We start from the raw sequence: 19,615 nt of genomic DNA, 5'->3' as shown, positions 1-19,615 counted from the left end.
GGATAAGAGAGGTGGATGTGGGTCCAGTCATGTTGGATGTAGAAGGGTTTGAACTGGATGCGGAGGAGCGTGAAATTCTGGCGCATCCGCTGGTGGGGGGCGTGATCCTGTTTACCCGCAACTATCACGATCCGGCGCAGCTGCGCGAGCTGGTGCGCCAGATCCGCGCCGCGTCGCACAACCATCTGGTGGTCGCCGTCGATCAGGAAGGCGGCCGCGTGCAGCGCTTTCGCGAAGGGTTTACCCGCCTGCCGGCAGCCCAGTCTTTTGCCGCGCTGCTCGGCACGGAAGAGGGCGGGACACTGGCGCAGGAGGCCGGCTGGCTGATGGCCAGTGAAATGATTGCCATGGATATCGACATCAGTTTTGCCCCGGTTCTGGACGTGGGGCATATCAGCGCCGCCATTGGCGAGCGCTCGTACCATGACGATCCGCGCATTGCGCTGGCCATGGCGACCCGCTTCATTGACGGCATGCACGATGCCGGGATGAAAACCACCGGGAAACACTTCCCTGGCCACGGGGCGGTAACGGCGGACTCGCATAAAGAGACCCCGCGCGATCCGCGTCCGGAAGCAGAAATTCGCGCCAAAGATATGTCGGTGTTCAGGTCGCTTATCACCGACAACAAGCTGGATGCCATCATGCCTGCGCATGTGATTTACAGCGACGTTGATCCGCGTCCTGCCAGCGGTTCTCCGCACTGGCTGAAAACCGTTCTGCGTCAGGAGCTGGGCTTCAATGGCGTGATTTTCTCTGACGATCTATCAATGGAAGGGGCGGCGATTATGGGCAGCTACGCTGAACGCGGTCAGGCGTCGCTGGATGCAGGTTGCGATATGATCCTGGTCTGCAATAATCATAAAGGTGCCGTTAGCGTGCTGGATAACCTGTCGCCGATCAATGCAGAGCGTGTTACACAATTGTATCATAAAGGTTCATTTAGCCGTCAGGAGCTGATGGATTCGGCGCGCTGGAAGACGGTCAACGCCCGGCTTGAAGACCTGAATGAGCGCTGGCAGGCACATAAAGCCAGCCTGTAAACCCTCCCGGAAGGCGTAGCGTGGTGAGAAGACGATGATCATCTATTTACACGGTTTTGACTCAAACAGTCCTGGTAATCATGAGAAGGTGCTGCAGCTGCAGTTTATCGATCCGGATGTCCGGTTGATCAGCTACAGCACGCGCCATCCGAAGCATGATATGCAGCACCTGCTCAAAGAGGTGGACAAGATGTTGCAGCTCAACGTCGACGATCGGCCGTTGATTTGTGGCGTGGGGCTGGGCGGCTACTGGGCAGAGCGGATTGGCTTCCTGTGCGACATCCGCCAGGTCGTATTCAATCCCAACCTTTTCCCGAACGAAAACATGGAAGGCAAAATCGACCGCCCGGAAGAGTATGTCGATATTGCGACCAAGTGCGTCAGCAATTTTCGGGAGAAAAACCGTGACCGCTGCCTGGTGATCCTGTCGCGTAACGATGAGGCGCTCAACAGCCACCGGGCGGCAGAACTCCTGCATCATTACTATGAAATTGTCTGGGACGAAGAACAGACCCACAAGTTTAAGAATATCTCCCCGCACCTCCAGCGCATCAAAGCCTTTAAAACGCTGGGCTAAACCACAGCCTGCCACTTCAGAAACCCGGTCGCGAACGCGCACCGGGTTTCTTTTTGTCCAAAATTGTCTACTTTTAAGCCATCAAAACTTGATGCATATCAATTTTGGTATGACCAATGCGCCTGACGTGGTATTCTCAATGCACCTGAATGGTTTCAGTGCTGTAACCTGTTGTTAATTAAGGGTTATTTTTATAACTTTTAATTAACAATTGGTTAATAATTTGAGGGGGTCACGTTGACTACGCCATTGAAAAAGATAGTGATTGTAGGCGGTGGTGCTGGCGGGCTGGAGCTGGCGACACAGTTGGGTAAGAAGCTGGGGCGCGGTAAAAAAGCCAAAATCACGCTGGTGGATCGTAACCACAGCCACCTGTGGAAACCGCTGCTGCACGAAGTGGCGACCGGCTCTCTGGACGAGGGCGTGGACGCGCTCAGCTATCTGGCACACGCGCGCAACCACCATTTCCAGTTCCAGCTGGGCTCGGTGGTGGACATCAACCGTGAAAGCAAAACCATCACTCTGGCAGAACTGCGTGATGAAAAAGGGGAGCTGTTGGTTCCTGAGCGCAAGCTGCCGTACGATACCCTGGTCATGGCGCTGGGCAGTACCTCCAACGACTTCAACACGCCGGGCGTGAAAGAGCACTGTATCTTCCTCGATAACCCGCACCAGGCGCGTCGTTTCCATCAGGAAATGCTGAACCTGTTCCTGAAGTACACCAGCAATATGGGTGCGAACGGTAAGGTCAATATCGCCATTGTCGGCGGCGGTGCGACGGGCGTTGAGCTGTCCGCTGAGCTGCACAATGCGGTGAAGCAGCTGCACAGCTACGGTTACAAAGGGTTAACGAACGAAGCGCTGAACGTCACGCTGGTTGAAGCCGGTGAACGCATTCTGCCTGCGCTGCCTCCGCGTATTTCCGGTGCGGCGCACAATGAACTCACCAAGCTGGGCGTGCGGGTGCTGACGCAGACCATGGTGACCAGCGCCGACGAAGGCGGCCTGCACACCAAAGACGGCGAGTATATCAAAGCGGATCTGATGGTCTGGGCGGCAGGTATCAAAGCGCCTGACTTTATGAAAGATATCGGCGGCCTGGAAACCAACCGCATTAATCAGCTGGTCACGGAGCCAACGCTGCAAACCACCCGTGACCCTGAAATCTTTGCTATCGGTGACTGCGCCTCCTGCGCCCGTCCTGAAGGTGGATTTGTGCCGCCGCGCGCCCAGGCTGCACACCAGATGGCAAGCCTGGTCCTGCACAACATTCTGGCGCAGTACAAAGGCAAGCCAATGAAGGCCTATGTTTACAAAGACCACGGTTCTCTGGTGTCTCTGTCAAACTTCTCAACCGTCGGCAGCCTGATGGGCAACCTGATGCGGGGCTCGATGATGGTAGAAGGGCGCATTGCCCGCTTCGTGTACATCTCCCTGTACCGTATGCACCAGATTGCGCTGCACGGCTACTTCAAAACCGGGCTGATGATGCTGGTGGGCAGAATCAACCGCGTGATCCGTCCGCGTCTGAAGCTGCACTAATCTTTCACTCCCTCCGGGCTCTCCGGAGGGAGTTTTTAGCATTTCATGCTGCAGATCACAGTTTGACTGCTTAAGAGTTCTCCTAAATAGAATATATCTCCTCGCTATGCCCCTTTTTTGATCCTTTATCTGATTGGCGAAGCCGTGCCTCCATTGCAAAATTGTTACCAATAGCAACAAAGGAGGAAGTCCCGTGAATAAATCAATGTTGGCGGGTATAGGGATTGGCGTCGCGGCTGCGTTAGGTGTGGCTGCCGTTGCCAGTCTCAACGTATTAGACCGCGGCCCGCAGTATGCGCAGGTGGTTTCTGCTACACCGATTAAAGAAACGGTAAAAACGCCTCGTCAGGAGTGCCGTAACGTCTCCGTGACGCATCGTCGTCCGGTGCAGGATGAAAACCGTATCGCCGGTTCTGTTCTGGGTGCGGTAGCGGGTGGCGTGATTGGTCACCAGTTTGGCGGCGGCCGGGGTAAAGATGTGGCGACCGTGGTCGGCGCGCTGGGTGGCGGCTATGCCGGTAACCAGGTGCAGGGCGCGATGCAGGATAACGATACCTACACCACGACTCAGCAACGCTGCAAAACCGTCTATGACAAGTCGGAAAAAATGCTGGGTTATGACGTGACGTACAAAATTGGCGATCAGCAGGGCAAAATCCGCATGGATAAAGACCCGGGCACGCAAATTCCGCTCGATGGAAATGGCCAGCTGGTTCTGAATAACAAAGTGTAAAAAAGATGTTCTCTGAATTTAGCTCCTCATGCGCTCAGGCTGAGGAGCTTTTTTTGCTTCAGATTTTGAGTAGCTCAGGCCACAGCCGCAGCGTGGTGTCGCTAATCTTCTGCAGTTTTTCCAGCGTTGCCCCTTCACGGGCGCTGATCGACATCCCCTGCAAAATACAGCTCAGGTATTGCGCCAGCAGCTGAGGGTTGCACTGTGCAGGGATTTCACCGCGCTGCTGCCGCTGAGCCAGAAAGGCGCTCAGCGTCTCCTCCTGCATGGCATGACGCGATTTCACCGTATTGGCAATCTCTTTCGAGGACGCCGCCAGGGTGGCAGAGGTGTTAATCATAAAGCAGCCCGCAGGCGTGTCCTTACTGGTGAAGCAGGTCGCGACGGCGGTAAAGTAATCCCGAAGCGCCTGTTCGACGCTTTTCTCTTCACAAAACAGCTGGGCTTCGTGTTTCGCCGCAAAGCGCGAAATGTATCTGTCCAGCACTGCCCTGAACAGCCCCTCTTTATTGGTAAATTCGGCATAGAGCGTCGGCGCTTTGGCGCCGGTGGCTTCTACCAGATCGGAAAGTGAGGTTGCTTCATACCCATGTTGCCAGAAGAGAGTCATGGCCTTATCAAGCGCTGCATCCCTGTCAAACACTTTTGGTCGGCCACGGCTTTTCTTTGCACAACTCGTGACGTCGGTTGTCATGTGCCGTTGGTCCTCTGTTGGTTTGTTGAATGACCATTATAAAAATAAACCCAAGTCACCACCAGCGCTGAATGCTTAAAAATAAATTAATCATATGAGTATGAAAAATAACGACTTTAAAATTAAGTTAACGACCATTATAAAATTATGTTGACGTGTGAGATGGATCACATTTATTATTTACCTATCGATCGTTAACTAAATAGCTAGCGACCTCCTAATTCATCTGCTAAAGGTAAACATCATGAAAAACGTAAAAACCCTCATCGCTGCTGCTGTCCTGAGTTCACTCTCTTTCGCAAGCTTTGCGGCTGTACAGGTACAGTCCACTCCAGCCGATCAGCATAAAGTCGGCACGATCTCTGCCTCTGCCGGGACTAACCTGGGTTCACTGGAAGATCAGCTGGCGCAAAAAGCGCAAGAGATGGGTGCAAAATCTTACCGCATCACCTCTGTGACCGGTCCTAACACCCTGCACGGCACCGCCGTCATCTACAAATAAGCCGGGCATAAACCCTCATTTATGCCACTGCAATAAAAAACGCCCTGCTTAGCAGGGCGTTTTTTATTTATGATTTACATCGATTGCTGGATGACATCGTGATGCCGGGTGACGTCGGTCGGCATACCTGAGCGGGCCTCCATTGCGCGCTCCATCACCTCGCTGTTGGTATTCGCATTCGTTTTAAAGCTTACCATCGCGGCATTCAGGTTAATGGGCAGCGTCTGCGGGTCATCGCCAATGTTTTTCGATAGCGGCTGATGAATTTCAACCAGCCGCACGCCGCCCGGCTCCTCAGAAACCTTGATCGGCGTATTGATAATATTGACTTTGGTACCCGGCGTAACGACTTTAAACAGCGTTTTGATATCGTCATCGCGCAGACGAATGCAGCCGGAGCTGACGCGCATGCCGATGCCAAAGTCCGCATTCGTTCCGTGCAGCAGGTAAACGCCGCCGTAGGCCGCCAGACGGATCGCGTGGTGACCCATCGGGTTATCCGGGCCTGCTGGCACCACGGCTGGAAGATCGATGCCCTGAGCTTTATAACGGGCACGAATATTGGCCGTTGGTGTCCAGGTTGGATTCGCGCGTTTATCCGAGACGGTGGTGACCATCGTCGGCGTCAGGGTGTCGCCGCCCAGCTGACCAATACCAATCGGGTAGACGGTCACCTCATTTTTACCCGGCGGGTAATAGTACAGACGCAGCTCAGCCAGATTTATGACGATCCCCTCACGCGGAGCGTCCGGCAGGATAGTCTGTAACGGGATAGTCAATACGCTGCCCGCGCGCGGGACGTAGGGGTCGACGCCAGGGTTCGCCTGCAGCAGGGCCAGAAAACCAACGTTATATTTTTTGGCAATGGCTTCCAGCGAACCGCCATTATTTTCAACCACATGAAAGCGGTTTTCCCCCACCACCTTGCTGCCGGGCGGAGGAAGGGGCCAGGTATTTGCGCGAGCGGGAAGTGCAACCGCAACGGTGGCTGCCAGCGCAAACAGGGTTAACCAGCGAGTCATACGCGAAGAGATCATCACTATAGTCCATATAAATGATAAGGTTATTGTTTTATAAAGCGTTAAAGATAATTATGGCGAATGGGTGTGTCGGGAAGATCGGGTGAAGTGCAAAGAGTTTGTAAATTGTCCCCCGTTAGCGCTGGGCTAACGGGGTGAAGGGAGGTCAGGCGATCGCGTTCTCTTCCAGCTGGAGCATAAAGCTACGCACCCAGTCCATGCGGGTTTTGCGCTCCGTCAGCTCCTGGGTAAATTTCAGACGCGTTGGGCCATCCAGACGGAAATGCTGCGGCTGTTTTTGCAGCAGACCGATGAGCCACATCGGGTTGACGTGGTTCTTCTCGGCGAACTCAATCACGCCGCCTTTTTCGTTGCCTTCAAGCTTGCGAATGCCCAGCTTCTGCGCCTGCTGGCGCAGGCGAGCGATATCCAGCAGATTTCGCGCCGCATCGGGCAGCAGACCAAAGCGGTCGATCAGCTCAACCTTAATCTCTTCCAGCTCGCTTTCCGTCTTCGCGCTGGCGATGCGCTTGTAGAACGACAGTCGGGTATTTACATCTGGAATGAAATCATCCGGCAGCAGGGAAGGCATACGCAACTCGACCTCGGTCTGCTGGCTGGTGAGATCTTCCAGCGACGGCTCGCGCCCGGCCTTCAGGGCATCAACCGCGTTTTCCAGCAGTTCCATATAGAGCGAGAAGCCGATGGTCTCCATCGAGCCGCTCTGGTCCTCACCCAGCAGTTCACCGGCACCGCGGATCTCGAGATCGTGCGTGGCCAGCGCGAAGCCTGCGCCGAGGTCTTCCAGCGAGGCGATGGCTTCCAGACGCTTCTGCGCGTCGGTGGTCATCGCTTTCGGGTGCGGCGTCAACAGCCAGGCGTAGGCCTGATGGTGCGAACGCCCGACGCGCCCGCGCAGCTGGTGAAGCTGCGCCAGGCCAAAGTGATCCGCACGTTCAATGATGATGGTGTTCGCCGTCGGAATGTCGATCCCGGTTTCGATGATGGTGGTGCACACCAGCACGTTAAAGCGCTGATGGTGGAAGTCGTTCATCACCCGTTCCAGCTCGCGCTCGCGCATCTGCCCGTGACCGATAGCGATGCGCGCCTCCGGCACCAGCTCCGCCAGCCTGTCGGCGGCTTTCTGGATGTTTTCCACGTCGTTGTACAGGTAATAGACCTGACCCCCGCGCAGCACTTCACGCAGAATGGCCTCACGCACCACCAGATTATCGTATTCGCGGACGAAGGTTTTTACCGCCAGACGGCGCGCCGGCGGCGTGGCAATAATCGACAGATCGCGCATGCCGCTCATCGCCATGTTCAGGGTTCTCGGGATTGGCGTCGCGGTCAGGGTCAGGATATCGACGTCGGCGCGCATCGCTTTGATGCGTTCCTTATGACGCACCCCGAAGCGGTGCTCTTCGTCGACGATCAGCAGCCCCAAATCTTTCCACTTCACGTCGCTTTGCAGGAGCTTATGGGTGCCGATCAGAATATCGATCTTGCCTTCGCTGGCCTGCTCCAGGATCTGCGTCTGCTCTTTGGTGCTGCGAAAACGCGACAGCATCTCGATGCGTACCGGCCAGTTGGCGAAGCGGTCGCGGAAGTTGTCGAAATGCTGTTGAGCGAGCAGGGTGGTTGGCACCAGCACCGCCACCTGCTTGTTGTTTTCCACCGCAAGGAAGGCGGCGCGCATCGCCACTTCGGTTTTGCCGAAGCCGACGTCGCCGCACACTAAACGGTCCATCGCCAGCGGCTGGCACATGTCGCTCAGCACGGCGTTAATAGCCTGAGCCTGATCCGGCGTGGTTTCAAACGGGAAGCTGTCGCAGAACAGCTGATACTGTTCCTTATCATGCTTAAAGGCGAAGCCCTCTTTGGCCGCGCGCTGGGCGTAGATATCCAGCAGCTCGGCGGCCACGTCACGCACTTTTTCCGCGGCCTTCTGGCGCGCGCGCGCCCAGGCGTCGCCGCCCAGCTTGTGCAGCGGCGCGTTCTCTTCGGCACCGCCCGCGTAGCGGCTGATCAGATGCAGGGACGACACCGGGACATACAGTTTGGCGTCGTTCGCGTAGGTCAGCATCAGGTATTCACCTTTAATGCCGCCCGCTTCCAGCGTGGTCATCCCCTGATAGCGTCCAACGCCATGCTCCAGGTGCACAATCGGCTGGCCCGGATGCAGTTCGGCCAGGTTGCGGATCAGCGTGTCCGGGTTGATGGTTCGACGGCTGTCCTGACGACGGCGCGCGACGCGCTCGCCCAGCAGGTCGCTTTCGCAAATCAGCGCCAGGTTGTTGAGCGTGTCGATGAACCCATGCTCGGCGGCGCCAATCATCAGGTAACGGCCGTTTCCGGTCGCTTCGCTCAGGCGCAGGATGCGCTTCGGCGCCACCTTAATGCGTCCCAGCAGCTCACCTAACGCTTCGCGACGGCCTTCACTCTCAACGGAGAACACCACCGGGCCGGTAAAGGACTCCAGGAACTTGCGCAGATTATCCAGCGGGGATTTCTGCTGCGCCTGGACGGCCAGGTCCGGCAGCGTCCGGAAGGCGAGGTTGGTGTTAGCGGCCTTATTGGCAAGCGAATCGGTTTTCAGCTGCATGCGCGGCCAGCGCTTCAGCTCGGCGTTGAGCTCGTCGGTACGCAGCCACAACGCCTCCGGCGGCAGCAGCGGACGCATCGGGTCAACGCCCCGGTTTTCGAAGCGAGCGCGGGTTTCGCTTTCAAAGCGGCTGGCGCTGGCGTCGATATCCCCGGTGTTAACAATCAGGGTATTCGCCGGGAAGTAGCTGAACAGGGCAGGGAGCGGCTCGCTGAAGAACAGCGGCTGCCAGTATTCGATCCCGGCAGGCAGCGTGCCTTTGCTGACCTGTTGATAAATATGTTCCGCGTCGCGCTTCACCTCGAACTTATCGCGCCACTGGCTGCGGAACAGTTCGATAGCGGTTTTGTCCGTCGGGAACTCATGTGCGGGCAGTAAATTGATGGACTCCACTTCCTCCAGCGTGCGCTGCGTGTCGGCGTCGAAGACGCGCAGGCTGTCGATTTCATCATCGAAAAAGTCCAGACGATACGGCTGGTCGCTGCCCATCGGGTAAAGGTCGAGCAGCGCGCCTCGGGTCGCATATTCCCCGTGCTCCATCACCTGATCGACGTGGCGATACCCGGCGCCGTCAAGCTGCGCCCGCAGGGCATCACGGGACAGGCGCTGGCCTTTTTTCATTACCAGCGCGTGACCGTGCAGATAGCTGTGCGGACAGACACGCTGCATCAGGGTGTTTACCGGCACAATCAGCACGCCGCGCTGCATGGTCGGGAGTTGATACAGCGTCGACAGGCGCGAGGAGATGATCTCCTGGTGCGGAGAGAAGCTGTCATAGGGCAGCGTTTCCCAGTCGGCCAGGCTGAACACCAGATTATCGGTGAACTGGCGAATTTCATCGTGCAGGCGCAGGGCGTTTTGCATATCCGGGGCAACCAGGATCACCGGGCCAGGATGACGCTCAGCAATTTCCGCCACCAGCGTGGCGCACGCTGCGCCCGTGAGTTCACCCAGCTGGCGCTGGTCGCCCGCTTTGACAGGCAAGGAATAACGATAGTGTTCAGGCATGGCTATGTCAGAGTCTCTTATGGATATACCAACAGTATTGGGGCATATCACTGATACGCAATGTCTTTATTATCCTCGATCGTTTTACATAAGCAAATCGTAACCGCACGGCGGGGTTATACGCCCCCGAAAGGGGGCGGAGAGGGCATTAACGAGTGGTCGGCGAGAGCGTAAGCGTCGAAGGCGGAGAAAAGAAAATGTCCCCGAACAGCGCGGTGGAGAGTTTACGCACCCCCAGCCCGGCCAGGGTACAGATAAGCAGGCTGGCAAACGGGTAGACCAGAATTAAGGTGAGTTCAGCCCAGACCGGCCAGTAAGCGGCATTCATCTCGCCAATCAGGAACAGGCTAAAGGCCTCAATGAGGATGCGGTGGGTGGTATAAATCGCAATGGTATTGGAGCCAATCACGTTCAGCAGGTTGTCAGGGTGAACGGCATAGCGCTGCTCAACGCTGTAGAACAGCTTCATGATCAGCACAATCGACAGCAAGGAGAGCTGCAGCGGAACGTTAGCAAACCACAGCACCACGGAGACGGCGGCGAAAGCGCCCGTTGCCAGCCAGGTGCGGCGCAGGTTTAGATTTTTCATCCATGTCATCAGCTCAGCGCCATACCACGCCCCGAGGCTGTAGTAGATCATGTTGCGTACCACGCTGTTCATTCCCCACCACGGCAGCGGCAGGAAGTTGATCGCGATGCTTGCCAGCGCCAGCAGCCCCAGCATCGGCAGCTTCCAGCGGCTCAGCAGTTTACACAGCGTGAAGTACACAACCAGGGCATACAGATACCACAGACTGGTGCTGGCGGTGAGCATGCCTCGCACAAATCCCCAGAGGGAATCGGCGTAGGCCGCGTTCGATGAGGTGGCAAGCTCACGATCGGGGGCCAGCCAGGCATTCAGGTGGGTCAGCGCCTGCCATTGCAGAATCCCCCACAGCGCCAGGACCCAGACAATGCTCCAGATTCGCTTGTCGAGGCTGGTTCGCCAGTCCACCTCATCAATATAACGACGGATCAGATAGCCGGAGATAAAGAAAAAGACCGGCATACGGAAGGGGGCGAGGTAGAGATTAAAATAGACCCAGCATTTGGCGAGAAGGCCGGAGAGCGGGTGTTGCAGCCCGATCAGGTGCGGATAAAACGTGATAACCGAATGGTAGATAACCACCAGGCAGATACACAGCCCTTTTATCTGGTTAATCCATAATGCTTTTTGCTTCATTGTTCGCAACTACCTTATTGCCATAGACGAACGAGCAATTGTTGTTAAACGAAACCGGGCTGTAATGGGTAACAGTCTGTATCAGGAGGTTTTTCGGAAAAGGTGGAGGTTGCGAGGGGCGGTTTCAGATATTAGTATCCTGATTTATCTGAATTTTTTGGAAAAATGATTACCAAAGCTTACGGTTTCAGTCATTTACGCTTAACGGATTCGCTTATATACTCGTGGGTCTGCTATCAGCAAACAGACGGACTTCATGTATCAACCTGTCGCACTCTTCATAGGCTTACGCTACATGCGTGGGCGCGCCGCGGACCGCTTCGGTCGCTTTGTCTCCTGGCTTTCGACTATTGGCATTACGCTTGGCGTGATGGCACTGGTGACGGTGCTTTCCGTCATGAATGGCTTCGAGCGCGAGCTGCAAAACAACATCCTGGGGCTGATGCCGCAGGCCGTACTCTCATCCACTCACGGTTCGGTTAACCCACAGCAGCTGCCGGAAAGCGCGGCGAAGTTACAGGGCGTCACGCGCGTTGCGCCGTTGACCACCGGTGACGTGGTGCTGCAAAGCGCCCGCAGCGTGGCGGTCGGCGTGATGCTGGGTATCGATCCGGCACAAAAAGATCCGCTGACGCCGTATCTCGTTAACGTGAAGCAGACCGATCTGGAAGCCGGGAAATACAACGTGATTCTGGGTGAGCAGCTTGCCGGTCAGCTTGGCGTCAACCGCGGCGACCAGCTGCGCGTGATGGTGCCTTCAGCCAGCCAGTTTACGCCGATGGGGCGCCTGCCAAGCCAGCGCCTGTTTACCGTGGTTGGGACCTTTGCCGCCAACAGTGAAGTCGATGGTTACCAGATGCTGGTTAACATTCAGGACGCGTCACGCCTGATGCGCTACCCGGCCGGCAATATCACCGGCTGGCGCCTGTGGCTCGACGCGCCGCTGAAGGTCGATACCCTCAGCCAGCAAAAACTGCCGGACGGCACCAAATGGCAGGACTGGCGCGAGCGTAAAGGCGAGCTGTTCCAGGCCGTGCGGATGGAGAAAAACATGATGGGGCTGCTGCTGAGCCTGATCGTCGCCGTGGCTGCTTTTAACATCATCACCTCGCTGGGGCTGATGGTGATGGAGAAGCAGGGCGAGGTCGCTATCCTGCAAACCCAGGGGCTGACGCCGCGGCAGATCATGGCCGTGTTTATGGTGCAGGGGGCCAGCGCCGGTATCATCGGCGCGCTGCTCGGGGCGGTGCTGGGTGCGCTGCTTGCCAGCCAGCTCAACAATTTAATGCCGATCATCGGTGCGCTGCTTGACGGCGCGGCGCTGCCGGTGGCCATCGAGCCGCTGCAGGTGGTCGGTATCGCGCTGGCCGCGATGGCCATTGCGCTGCTTTCTACGCTTTATCCTTCCTGGCGCGCTGCCGCCACTCAACCCGCTGAGGCTTTACGTTATGAATAAGATCCTGTTGCAATGCGACAACCTGTCCAAACGCTATCAGGAAGGCACTGTGCAAACCGACGTGCTGCACAATGTGAGCTTTAGCGTGGGCGAAGGCGAGATGATGGCGATTGTCGGCAGCTCCGGCTCGGGTAAAAGTACCTTATTACATCTGCTGGGCGGGCTGGATACCCCAACCAACGGCGACGTGATTTTCTCCGGCCAGCCGATGAGCAAAATGTCCTCGGCGGCGAAGGCCGAGCTGCGCAACCGCGAGCTGGGCTTTATCTACCAGTTCCACCACCTGCTGCCTGACTTCACGGCGCTGGAAAACGTGGAGATGCCGCTGCTGATTGGCAAAAAGAAACCGGCAGAGATTAACGCCCGCGCCAGCGACATGCTGAAAGCGGTAGGGCTGGGCCATCGCGGAAACCACCGTCCGTCGGAGCTGTCCGGCGGCGAGCGTCAGCGCGTGGCGATTGCCCGTGCGCTGGTCAACAACCCGCGTCTGGTGCTGGCGGATGAGCCTACCGGTAACCTGGACGCGCGCAACGCGGACAGTATTTTCCAGCTTCTGGGCGAGCTGAACGCCTCGCAGGGCACCGCGTTTCTGGTGGTGACCCACGATCTGCAGCTGGCAAAACGCATGGGGCGCCAGCTTGAGATGCGCGACGGCCATCTGAACGCGGAACTGACCCTGATGGGAGCAGAGTAATGGCGTCACCGTTATCGTTACTCATCGGTTTACGTTTTAGCCGCGGCCGCCGTCGCGGCGGCATGGTGTCGCTGATCTCCGTTATCTCGACCATCGGTATTGCGCTGGGTGTGGCGGTGCTGATTGTCGGCCTGAGCGCCATGAACGGTTTCGAGCGCGAGCTGAATAACCGCATTCTGGCGGTGGTGCCGCACGGGGAGATCGAACCGGTTAACCAGCCGTGGACGAACTGGAGCGATGCGCTCACCAAAGTTGAAAAAGTGCCGGGCATCGCCGCGGCTGCGCCCTACATTAACTTTACCGGGCTGGTGGAGAGCGGGGTAAACCTGCGCGCCATTCAGGTGAAAGGGGTGAACCCGGCGCAGGAAGCGCGCCTCAGCGCGCTGCCGAACTACGTGCAGAACGGCGCGTGGGCCAACTTCAAGGCGGGCGAGCAGCAGATCATCATGGGTAAAGGCGTTGCTGATGCCCTGAAGGTGAAGCAGGGCGACTGGGTGTCAATCATGATCCCGAATGCCAGCGCCGATCACAAACTGCAGCAGCCAAAGCGCGTGCGCCTGCACGTTACCGGTATTCTTCAGCTGAGCGGTCAGCTTGACCACAGCTTTGCGATGGTGCCGATGGAGGATGCACGCCAGTATCTCGACATGGGCGACAGCGTGACGGGCATTGCCATTAAGGTGAACGACGTCTTTAACGCTAACAAACTGGTGCGCGACGCGGGCAGCGTGACCAATAACTATGTCTACATCAAAAGCTGGATCGGCACTTACGGCTATATGTACCGTGATATCCAGATGATCCGCGCCATTATGTATCTGGCGATGGTGCTGGTGATCGGTGTCGCGTGCTTTAATATCGTCTCGACGCTGGTGATGGCGGTCAAAGACAAGAGCGGCGACATCGCCGTGCTGCGTACTCTTGGGGCAAAAGACGGTCTTATTCGCGCCATTTTCGTCTGGTACGGTTTGCTGGCGGGTCTGTTCGGCAGCCTGTGCGGCGTGGTGATTGGCGTGGTGGTTTCCCTGCAGCTAACGCCGATTATCAACGGCATTGAAAAGCTTATTGGTCACCAGTTCCTGTCGGGTGATATCTATTTTATTGACTTCCTGCCGTCTGAACTGCACTGGCTGGATGTTTTTTATGTGCTGCTTACAGCACTTTTACTGAGTCTGCTGGCAAGCTGGTATCCGGCGCGTCGCGCAAGCCGAATTGATCCGGCGAGGGTATTAAGTGGCCAGTAATTACGTCACGATCTAGCGGCTTTCGGGTCGCCAGATCGAAAGAGGAATGCGTTATGTATTATGGATTTGATATTGGCGGCACCAAGATTGCGCTCGGCGTGTTTGATAAAGACCTCAAACTGCAGTGGGAAACCCGCGTTCCCACGCCGCGCGACAGCTACGACGAATTTTTAACCGCCATTGCCGCGCTGGTGGCGCAGGCCGATGAACGCTTTGGCGTGAAAGGCAGCGTCGGCATTGGTATTCCGGGCATGCCGGAAACCGACGATGGTACGCTTTACGCGGCCAACGTGCCTGCCGCCAGCGGTAAACCGCTGCGCGCCGATCTCTCCGCGCTCCTTGAACGCGACGTGCGTTTAGATAACGATGCCAACTGCTTTGCGCTCTCCGAAGCCTGGGATGATGAGTTCCGTCGCTACCCGCTGGTGATGGGGCTGATCCTCGGTACCGGCGTCGGCGGAGGAATCGTCATCAACGGTAAGCCCATCACCGGCCGCAGCTACATCACCGGCGAGTTTGGTCATATCCGCCTCCCGGTGGATGCGCTGGAGGTCGTCGGCCGTGATTTCCCGCTGACCCGCTGCGGCTGCGGGCAGCACGGCTGTATTGAGAACTACCTGTCAGGCCGCGGGTTTGCATGGCTTTACGAACACTTCTATCATCAGAAACTTGAGGCCCCTCAAATCATTACCCTGTGGGAGCAAGGGGATGCGCAGGCGCGTGAGCACGTCGAGCGCTATCTGGATCTGCTGGCGGTGTGTCTGGGCAATATTCTCACCATCGTCGACCCGGATCTGCTGGTGATCGGGGGAGGGCTCTCAAACTTTACCGCGATTACGGAACGGTTGTCCGGGCGTTTGCCCCGACACTTATTGCCGGTTGCCCGCGTGCCGCGTATTGAACGCGCGCGACACGGGGACGCAGGAGGCATGCGCGGAGCCGCATTCCTTCATCTCACCGATTAGTTTACGAGGTTTCTATGCTGTCGCGTCGCCAGGGTCGACTCAGCCGTTTTCGCAAAAATAAACGCCGCTTGCGTGAGCGCTTGCGCCAGCGGATCTTTTTCAGAGACAGAATGATGCCAGAAGCGATGGATAAACCCAGAGTGGTGGTGCTGACCGGGGCGGGGATCTCCGCCGAGTCAGGAATTCGAACCTTCCGCGCGGCGGACGGGCTGTGGGAAGAGCACCGCGTGGAGGATGTCGCCACGCCGGAAGGCTTTGCCCGCGATCCGGATCTTGTGCAGGCGTTTTATAACGCCCGCCGTCGTCAGCTTCAGCAGCCTGACGTCGCGCCGAATGCGGCGCATCTGGCGCTGGCGAAGCTGGAAGAGGCGCTGGGCGATCGTTTTCTGCTGGTGACGCAGAATATCGACAACCTTCACGAGCGGGCCGGTAACAAGAACATCATCCATATGCACGGCGAGCTGCTCAAGGTTCGCTGCGCATGGAGCGGTCAGGTGCTGGACTGGAAAGAGGACGTGCTGCCGGAGGATAAGTGCCACTGCTGCCAGTTCCCGTCGCGCCTGCGTCCGCACGTGGTCTGGTTCGGCGAAATGCCGCTGGGAATGGATGAGATCTACAGCGCGCTGGCGATGGCCGACGTGTTTATCGCCATCGGTACATCCGGCCACGTTTACCCGGCGGCGGGGTTTGTTCACGAAGCGCGGCTGCACGGTGCGCATACGGTAGAGCTCAATCTTGAGCCAAGCCAGGTGGGCAGCGAGTTTGAAGAGAAACACTACGGTCTGGCAAGCACGGTTGTTCCTGAGTTTGTCGACAAGCTGCTGAAAGGGCTGTGACGCTCATGGCGTGAAAAGGCACCCGCCGGACGGGTGCCTTTTTATTTAAGAATGAAAGAACGCCAGCGTCTTCTCCAGCGATTTAGCCTGCTCGTCCAGCGAGAGCGCCGCCGCAGAGATCTGCTGAACCAGAGAGGCGTTCTGCTGGGTGGTGCTGTCCATCTGGTTAACGGCGGTACTGACCTGGCTAATTCCCCGATTCTGCTCGTCCAGCGCCTGAACAATGTCGTTGATGACCAGATGCACGTGCGACACCGCCTCAATCACCTGTTTCATCATTACGCCGGTTTCATTGACCAGCTCAACGCCTTTGCTGACGCGGCCTGAGGACTCGGCAATCAGCTGAGAGATCTCTTTTGCCGCGTTGGCGCTTCGCTGGGCAAGATTGCGCACTTCACCTGCGACCACTGCGAAACCGCGACCCTGTTCGCCCGCGCGCGCCGCTTCAACGGCCGCATTCAGCGCCAGGATATTGGTCTGGAAGGCGATGCCGTCGACGATACTGTTAATCTCACCGATCTTGCGCGCGCTCTCATCAATCTCGCCGATCACCACGACCACGTCGTTCACCAGCGTTTCGCCATGCCCGGCAAGGCTCGCGGCGCGATCGGTCAGGGTGGTCGCCTTGTGGGCGTTGTCGGCATTGTTCTTCACCGTAACCGAAATCTCTTCCATGCTGGCAGCGGTTTCAACAATCGCCGCCGCCTGTTCCTCGGTACGCGAGGCGAGGTCAAGGTTGCCCGCCGAAATTTCGCTGGTCCCGCCGTGCACGGAGTGGCTGGCTTCGCTGATGTTGTCGACGATGCGCTTGAGCTGCGTCTGCATGGTGTGCAGGGCATAAAAAATGCTGTGGGTATCCCCGGATCGCACCGGGATGGTGTTGTTCAGATCCCCGCGGGCGACGGCCAGGGCGATCCCGGCGGCCTCGGAAGGTTCTCCCCCCACCGGACGGTCAACCTTGCGGGTAAAGATCTGGGCCATCACCAGGCTAACCGCAACGATGCTTAACACCATCATGACGATGGCCTTCAGTAAAAATGCGCGCGCTTCGGCCATCACTTCGCTGACCGGGGTGATGATGGCGAGTTTCCACGGCGTCTGGCTATTGCCGACGGCGATCGCCTGCCAGGTGATAAACACCTCTTCTTTCAGCAGCGGATCGTTTACCCGAGTGACGTCATGTCCTGCAATGTGACCCGCGTAAGGCTTGCCCGCCGCACCTTTGTCCGGGCTGGACACCACGTTATTGCCCGCAGACAGGAGCAGGGCGTAGCCTGTGCCGTTCCACGGTTTAATGGCGCCAATCATGGACTGCAGCGTGGCGAGCGAGAAGTCAGAGGTGACTGAGCCCAGAAACTGACCGTCACGCATGATGGGGGCGGCAATTGAGGTGAGCATCACGTCCACGCCGTTGTAGGGGTAAATATAGGGTTCGATGATCACATCTTTATGCCGCTGTTTCGGCAACAGATAGTAATCACCGCTGCCGGGCGTTTCGATGTCCGTCAGCAGGTGCAATGTCGGTTTGCCGGTGGCATCGCGGTCGACGTAGCGGGCGTAGCGCCCGGCAGGATCTTCACCGCTCTGACCGGCAAAGACGGCATCTTTATCGTCAAACGCGTTGGGCTCAAAGGCCATCGACATGGAGAGAAACGACGGGTGAGCCGAGAGGTAGTGGACGAGCAGCTGGTTCAGGCTCTGGCGGTCGGAAATGCCCGCTTCGCGTAGCGCGAGGGCGCTGTTGCCCATATCCCGGGCGGCAGTCAGGGCAGAATCCAGCTGTTTGCTGACCTGTAAAGCTTGTACCTCGGCTATCTGGCGAATATGGTTTTTGGCCAGCACCTCTTGCTGCGCCATCCATTGCCACATCATAAACCCGATCGTTGCCGTAAAGCCCACCGTCACGGTGAGGAAAATGGACAATAGCATCAACGTCTTGACTCTTATTTTTTGTCTTCGGACCATGGCGTCTTTCATTCTCATCTCCCGTAATGTCGTGCATGTCGGGCAGGCACAAAGTACTTATCGGATATTTCATCCCCTTTCTGTAGAGCGAAGGATATATTTAATTTAAATCCAGACGATTAATTCCCGTTAATTAGTGTGGATGCTTTTATTTTGTGCATTCAATCAAAATAGTGCTCGATAAAACTCGTTATCGTCGTGTAGAAAGAGGATGCTAATAAATATAAAGTGGTAGAGGAGGATGGGATATGTACGGATTTATCGCGCGACAACCCATTTTTAACCCTGGAATGAATACCGTAGCCTATGAGCTGCTTTTCAGAGACGGGATGACAAATCGTTTTCCGGATGTGTCGGCAGAATATGCCACGTCCAGGATGATATCAGATCAGTTCTTATGTGTGCCGTCCCAGCGCATTGCCGGGGCACATACGTCGTTTATTAATTTCCCTTCAAGGATGGTTATTGACCGCAGTGGAGAAGCGCTTGATAAAGAGAGCGTGGTGATTGAGATCCTTGAAGATGCTGTGCCTGGGGCCGAACTGCTGCAGGCCGTCAGGGAGATGAATGCGCACGGCTATCAGTTTGCGCTTGATGATTTCACCCTTGCGCCAGAATGGGATGTTTTTTTACCCTTTATTTCAATCCTGAAATTTGACGTCAGAAATTATACCTTAGCGCAAATTAAAGCGTATCTGAAAGTACGTAAACATCTGACCGGTCATATTAAATATCTTGCTGAAAAAATTGAGACTAAAGAGGAATTCAACCAATACAGAGACGAGGGATTTTCCCTTTTTCAGGGCTATTTTTTCTGCCGTCCGGAGGTCATTAAATATAAACGGCTGTCGCAAAATCAGCTGGCGATTTTTCGGCTGCAAATGGAGGTTGGACGCAATAAACCTGATTTTCGAATCATCGAGTCGTTGATAAAAACCGATCTCACGCTCTCTTATAAAATCATGCGCTATATGAAGCATACGGCGTTTAAGCATGTCGGCGCCTGTAATTTCAGCAAGTTAACCCTGAGCGAGGTGCTCAGGTATCTTGGCGAAAACCAGCTCCGACGGTTTGTTGCCGTCGTGGTCCTCGCCAGTGCGGGCAATGACACCGTCAGCGAGCTTTACCCGCTGAGTATGATGCGCGGCAAATTCTGCGAACTGCTGGCTGAGACGATGAACGAACCTACTCTGGCTGAAAATGCGTTCATGTGCGGCCTGTTTTCTCTGCTCGATACCCTTCTGGAGCTTCCGATGGCAGAGCTGATGAAGCAAATTGCGGTGCCGCAGAGCGTGAGCAACGCGCTGTGCCACCAGGAGGGACGGTTAGCCGACATGATTAACCTCTGCCGTTACTATGAACAGCAGCGGTGGGACGAGGCGACCCGGGTCCGTCAGGCGCTGGGCCTGTCAGATGAAGAGGTGGTTGAGGCGATGCGAAAAGCGACGCTCTGGGCTGGAGAGAATACGGTCAGTTAATCCTTCCTCACGGCGCGCAGGCGGCGTGAGGA

Annotated in this window: 16 protein-coding genes; 11 read left to right on the top strand and 5 right to left on the bottom strand. The window is 56.6% G+C overall.

Features of this window, described 5'->3' with window-relative positions:
• Positions 1-17: 17 nt before the first annotated feature.
• The 4 genes from nagZ to ACOTXI_RS00795 all read left to right on the top strand — a co-directional run bounded on the left by nagZ (position 18) and on the right by ACOTXI_RS00795 (position 3,895).
• Positions 18-1,043, top strand: coding sequence for a beta-N-acetylhexosaminidase (nagZ, locus tag ACOTXI_RS00810; protein ID WP_058654750.1), 1,026 nt, complete (start codon positions 18-20; stop codon positions 1,041-1,043).
• 34 nt (positions 1,044-1,077) lie between these two features.
• Positions 1,078-1,620 (top strand): alpha/beta hydrolase YcfP, encoded by a 543-nt coding sequence (gene ycfP / locus ACOTXI_RS00805; RefSeq protein ID WP_008500781.1) that lies wholly within the window; start codon positions 1,078-1,080, stop codon positions 1,618-1,620.
• 237 nt (positions 1,621-1,857) lie between these two features.
• A complete protein-coding gene (locus tag ACOTXI_RS00800; RefSeq protein ID WP_008500780.1) occupies positions 1,858-3,162 on the top strand; it encodes an NAD(P)/FAD-dependent oxidoreductase in 1,305 nt (434 codons plus the stop codon).
• Positions 3,163-3,355: 193 nt separating this feature from the next.
• Positions 3,356-3,895: a glycine zipper 2TM domain-containing protein gene (locus ACOTXI_RS00795; protein WP_008500779.1), complete on the top strand. Its 540-nt coding sequence runs from the start codon at positions 3,356-3,358 to the stop codon at positions 3,893-3,895.
• Between the two features lie 58 nt (positions 3,896-3,953).
• Here the strand turns inward: ACOTXI_RS00795 and comR are convergent, their stop codons facing one another.
• Positions 3,954-4,589, bottom strand: a complete 636-nt coding sequence (gene comR, locus ACOTXI_RS00790) for a TetR family copper-responsive transcriptional repressor ComR (RefSeq protein ID WP_032651337.1) — start codon at positions 4,587-4,589, stop codon at positions 3,954-3,956.
• Between the two features lie 244 nt (positions 4,590-4,833).
• Between comR and bhsA the strand changes: the two genes are divergently transcribed.
• Positions 4,834-5,091, top strand: coding sequence for a multiple stress resistance protein BhsA (bhsA, locus tag ACOTXI_RS00785; RefSeq protein WP_023616599.1), 258 nt, complete (start codon positions 4,834-4,836; stop codon positions 5,089-5,091).
• A gap of 74 nt (positions 5,092-5,165) precedes the next feature.
• On the opposite strand, the gene ldtC is transcribed toward bhsA, so the two are convergent.
• From ldtC to ACOTXI_RS00770, 3 genes are all read right to left on the bottom strand, one after another.
• Positions 5,166-6,131: a L,D-transpeptidase LdtC gene (ldtC, locus tag ACOTXI_RS00780; protein WP_058654585.1), complete on the bottom strand. Its 966-nt coding sequence runs from the start codon at positions 6,129-6,131 to the stop codon at positions 5,166-5,168.
• 145 nt (positions 6,132-6,276) lie between these two features.
• Complete coding sequence (mfd, locus tag ACOTXI_RS00775) at positions 6,277-9,723, bottom strand: transcription-repair coupling factor (RefSeq protein WP_058654584.1); 3,447 nt, start codon at positions 9,721-9,723, stop codon at positions 6,277-6,279.
• A 148-nt stretch (positions 9,724-9,871) separates the two neighbouring features.
• Positions 9,872-10,945, bottom strand: a complete 1,074-nt coding sequence (locus tag ACOTXI_RS00770; RefSeq protein ID WP_058654583.1) for an acyltransferase family protein — start codon at positions 10,943-10,945, stop codon at positions 9,872-9,874.
• A gap of 256 nt (positions 10,946-11,201) precedes the next feature.
• Here ACOTXI_RS00770 and lolC point away from each other — a divergent pair, with 256 nt between their 5' ends.
• From lolC to cobB, 5 genes are read left to right on the top strand one after another with little or no spacing between them, the layout of a single operon-like run.
• Positions 11,202-12,401, top strand: a complete 1,200-nt coding sequence (gene lolC, locus ACOTXI_RS00765) for a lipoprotein-releasing ABC transporter permease subunit LolC (RefSeq protein WP_032637640.1) — start codon at positions 11,202-11,204, stop codon at positions 12,399-12,401.
• Positions 12,394-13,095 carry a lipoprotein-releasing ABC transporter ATP-binding protein LolD gene (lolD, locus tag ACOTXI_RS00760; protein WP_058654582.1) on the top strand — a complete coding sequence of 234 codons (702 nt, stop codon included), beginning with the start codon at positions 12,394-12,396 and terminating at the stop codon, positions 13,093-13,095. Before lolC ends, lolD begins: the two co-directional genes overlap by 8 nt.
• The gene (gene lolE, locus ACOTXI_RS00755) at positions 13,095-14,339 is read left to right on the top strand and encodes a lipoprotein-releasing ABC transporter permease subunit LolE (RefSeq protein WP_046091778.1); all 1,245 of its coding nucleotides are present in this window, start codon (positions 13,095-13,097) and stop codon (positions 14,337-14,339) included. The genes lolD and lolE overlap by 1 nt, the downstream gene beginning before the upstream one ends.
• A 53-nt stretch (positions 14,340-14,392) precedes the next feature.
• Positions 14,393-15,304 carry an N-acetylglucosamine kinase gene (gene nagK / locus ACOTXI_RS00750; RefSeq protein ID WP_023292773.1) on the top strand — a complete coding sequence of 304 codons (912 nt, stop codon included), beginning with the start codon at positions 14,393-14,395 and terminating at the stop codon, positions 15,302-15,304.
• Between the two features lie 14 nt (positions 15,305-15,318).
• Positions 15,319-16,140, top strand: a complete 822-nt coding sequence (gene cobB, locus ACOTXI_RS00745; protein WP_021240739.1) for a Sir2 family NAD+-dependent deacetylase — start codon at positions 15,319-15,321, stop codon at positions 16,138-16,140.
• A 45-nt stretch (positions 16,141-16,185) separates the two neighbouring features.
• Here the strand turns inward: cobB and ACOTXI_RS00740 are convergent, their stop codons facing one another.
• Positions 16,186-18,117 (bottom strand): methyl-accepting chemotaxis protein, encoded by a 1,932-nt coding sequence (locus ACOTXI_RS00740; RefSeq protein ID WP_045334652.1) that lies wholly within the window; start codon positions 18,115-18,117, stop codon positions 16,186-16,188.
• 236 nt (positions 18,118-18,353) lie between these two features.
• On the opposite strand from ACOTXI_RS00740, the gene ACOTXI_RS00735 reads away from it, so the two are divergent.
• The gene (locus ACOTXI_RS00735; protein ID WP_058654581.1) at positions 18,354-19,583 is read left to right on the top strand and encodes an EAL and HDOD domain-containing protein; all 1,230 of its coding nucleotides are present in this window, start codon (positions 18,354-18,356) and stop codon (positions 19,581-19,583) included.
• The last annotated feature ends 32 nt before the right edge of the window (positions 19,584-19,615 follow it).

It is taken from the genome of Enterobacter cloacae complex sp. BZL2005, from assembly GCF_049238885.1.
GTDB classification, from domain to species: domain Bacteria; phylum Pseudomonadota; class Gammaproteobacteria; order Enterobacterales; family Enterobacteriaceae; genus Enterobacter; species Enterobacter roggenkampii.
Note: the sequence above shows the minus strand (reverse complement) of the source record. Positions and strands in the feature narration are given on the sequence as shown.

Excerpts from the sequence above, each read along its gene's own strand:
- ACOTXI_RS00770 (WP_058654583.1), bottom strand. The coding sequence starts at position 10,945 with ATGAAGCAAAAAGCATTATGGATTAACCAGATAAAAGGGCTGTGTATC.
- lolC (WP_032637640.1), top strand. The coding sequence starts at position 11,202 with ATGTATCAACCTGTCGCACTCTTCATAGGCTTACGCTACATGCGTGGG.
- nagK (WP_023292773.1), top strand. The coding sequence starts at position 14,393 with ATGTATTATGGATTTGATATTGGCGGCACCAAGATTGCGCTCGGCGTG.
- lolD (WP_058654582.1), top strand. The coding sequence starts at position 12,394 with ATGAATAAGATCCTGTTGCAATGCGACAACCTGTCCAAACGCTATCAG.
- cobB (WP_021240739.1), top strand. The coding sequence starts at position 15,319 with ATGCTGTCGCGTCGCCAGGGTCGACTCAGCCGTTTTCGCAAAAATAAA.
- lolE (WP_046091778.1), top strand. The coding sequence starts at position 13,095 with ATGGCGTCACCGTTATCGTTACTCATCGGTTTACGTTTTAGCCGCGGC.
- bhsA (WP_023616599.1), top strand. The coding sequence starts at position 4,834 with ATGAAAAACGTAAAAACCCTCATCGCTGCTGCTGTCCTGAGTTCACTC.
- ACOTXI_RS00735 (WP_058654581.1), top strand. The coding sequence starts at position 18,354 with ATGTACGGATTTATCGCGCGACAACCCATTTTTAACCCTGGAATGAAT.
- ACOTXI_RS00740 (WP_045334652.1), bottom strand. The coding sequence starts at position 18,117 with ATGAAAGACGCCATGGTCCGAAGACAAAAAATAAGAGTCAAGACGTTG.
- ycfP (WP_008500781.1), top strand. The coding sequence starts at position 1,078 with ATGATCATCTATTTACACGGTTTTGACTCAAACAGTCCTGGTAATCAT.
- mfd (WP_058654584.1), bottom strand. The coding sequence starts at position 9,723 with ATGCCTGAACACTATCGTTATTCCTTGCCTGTCAAAGCGGGCGACCAG.
- comR (WP_032651337.1), bottom strand. The coding sequence starts at position 4,589 with ATGACAACCGACGTCACGAGTTGTGCAAAGAAAAGCCGTGGCCGACCA.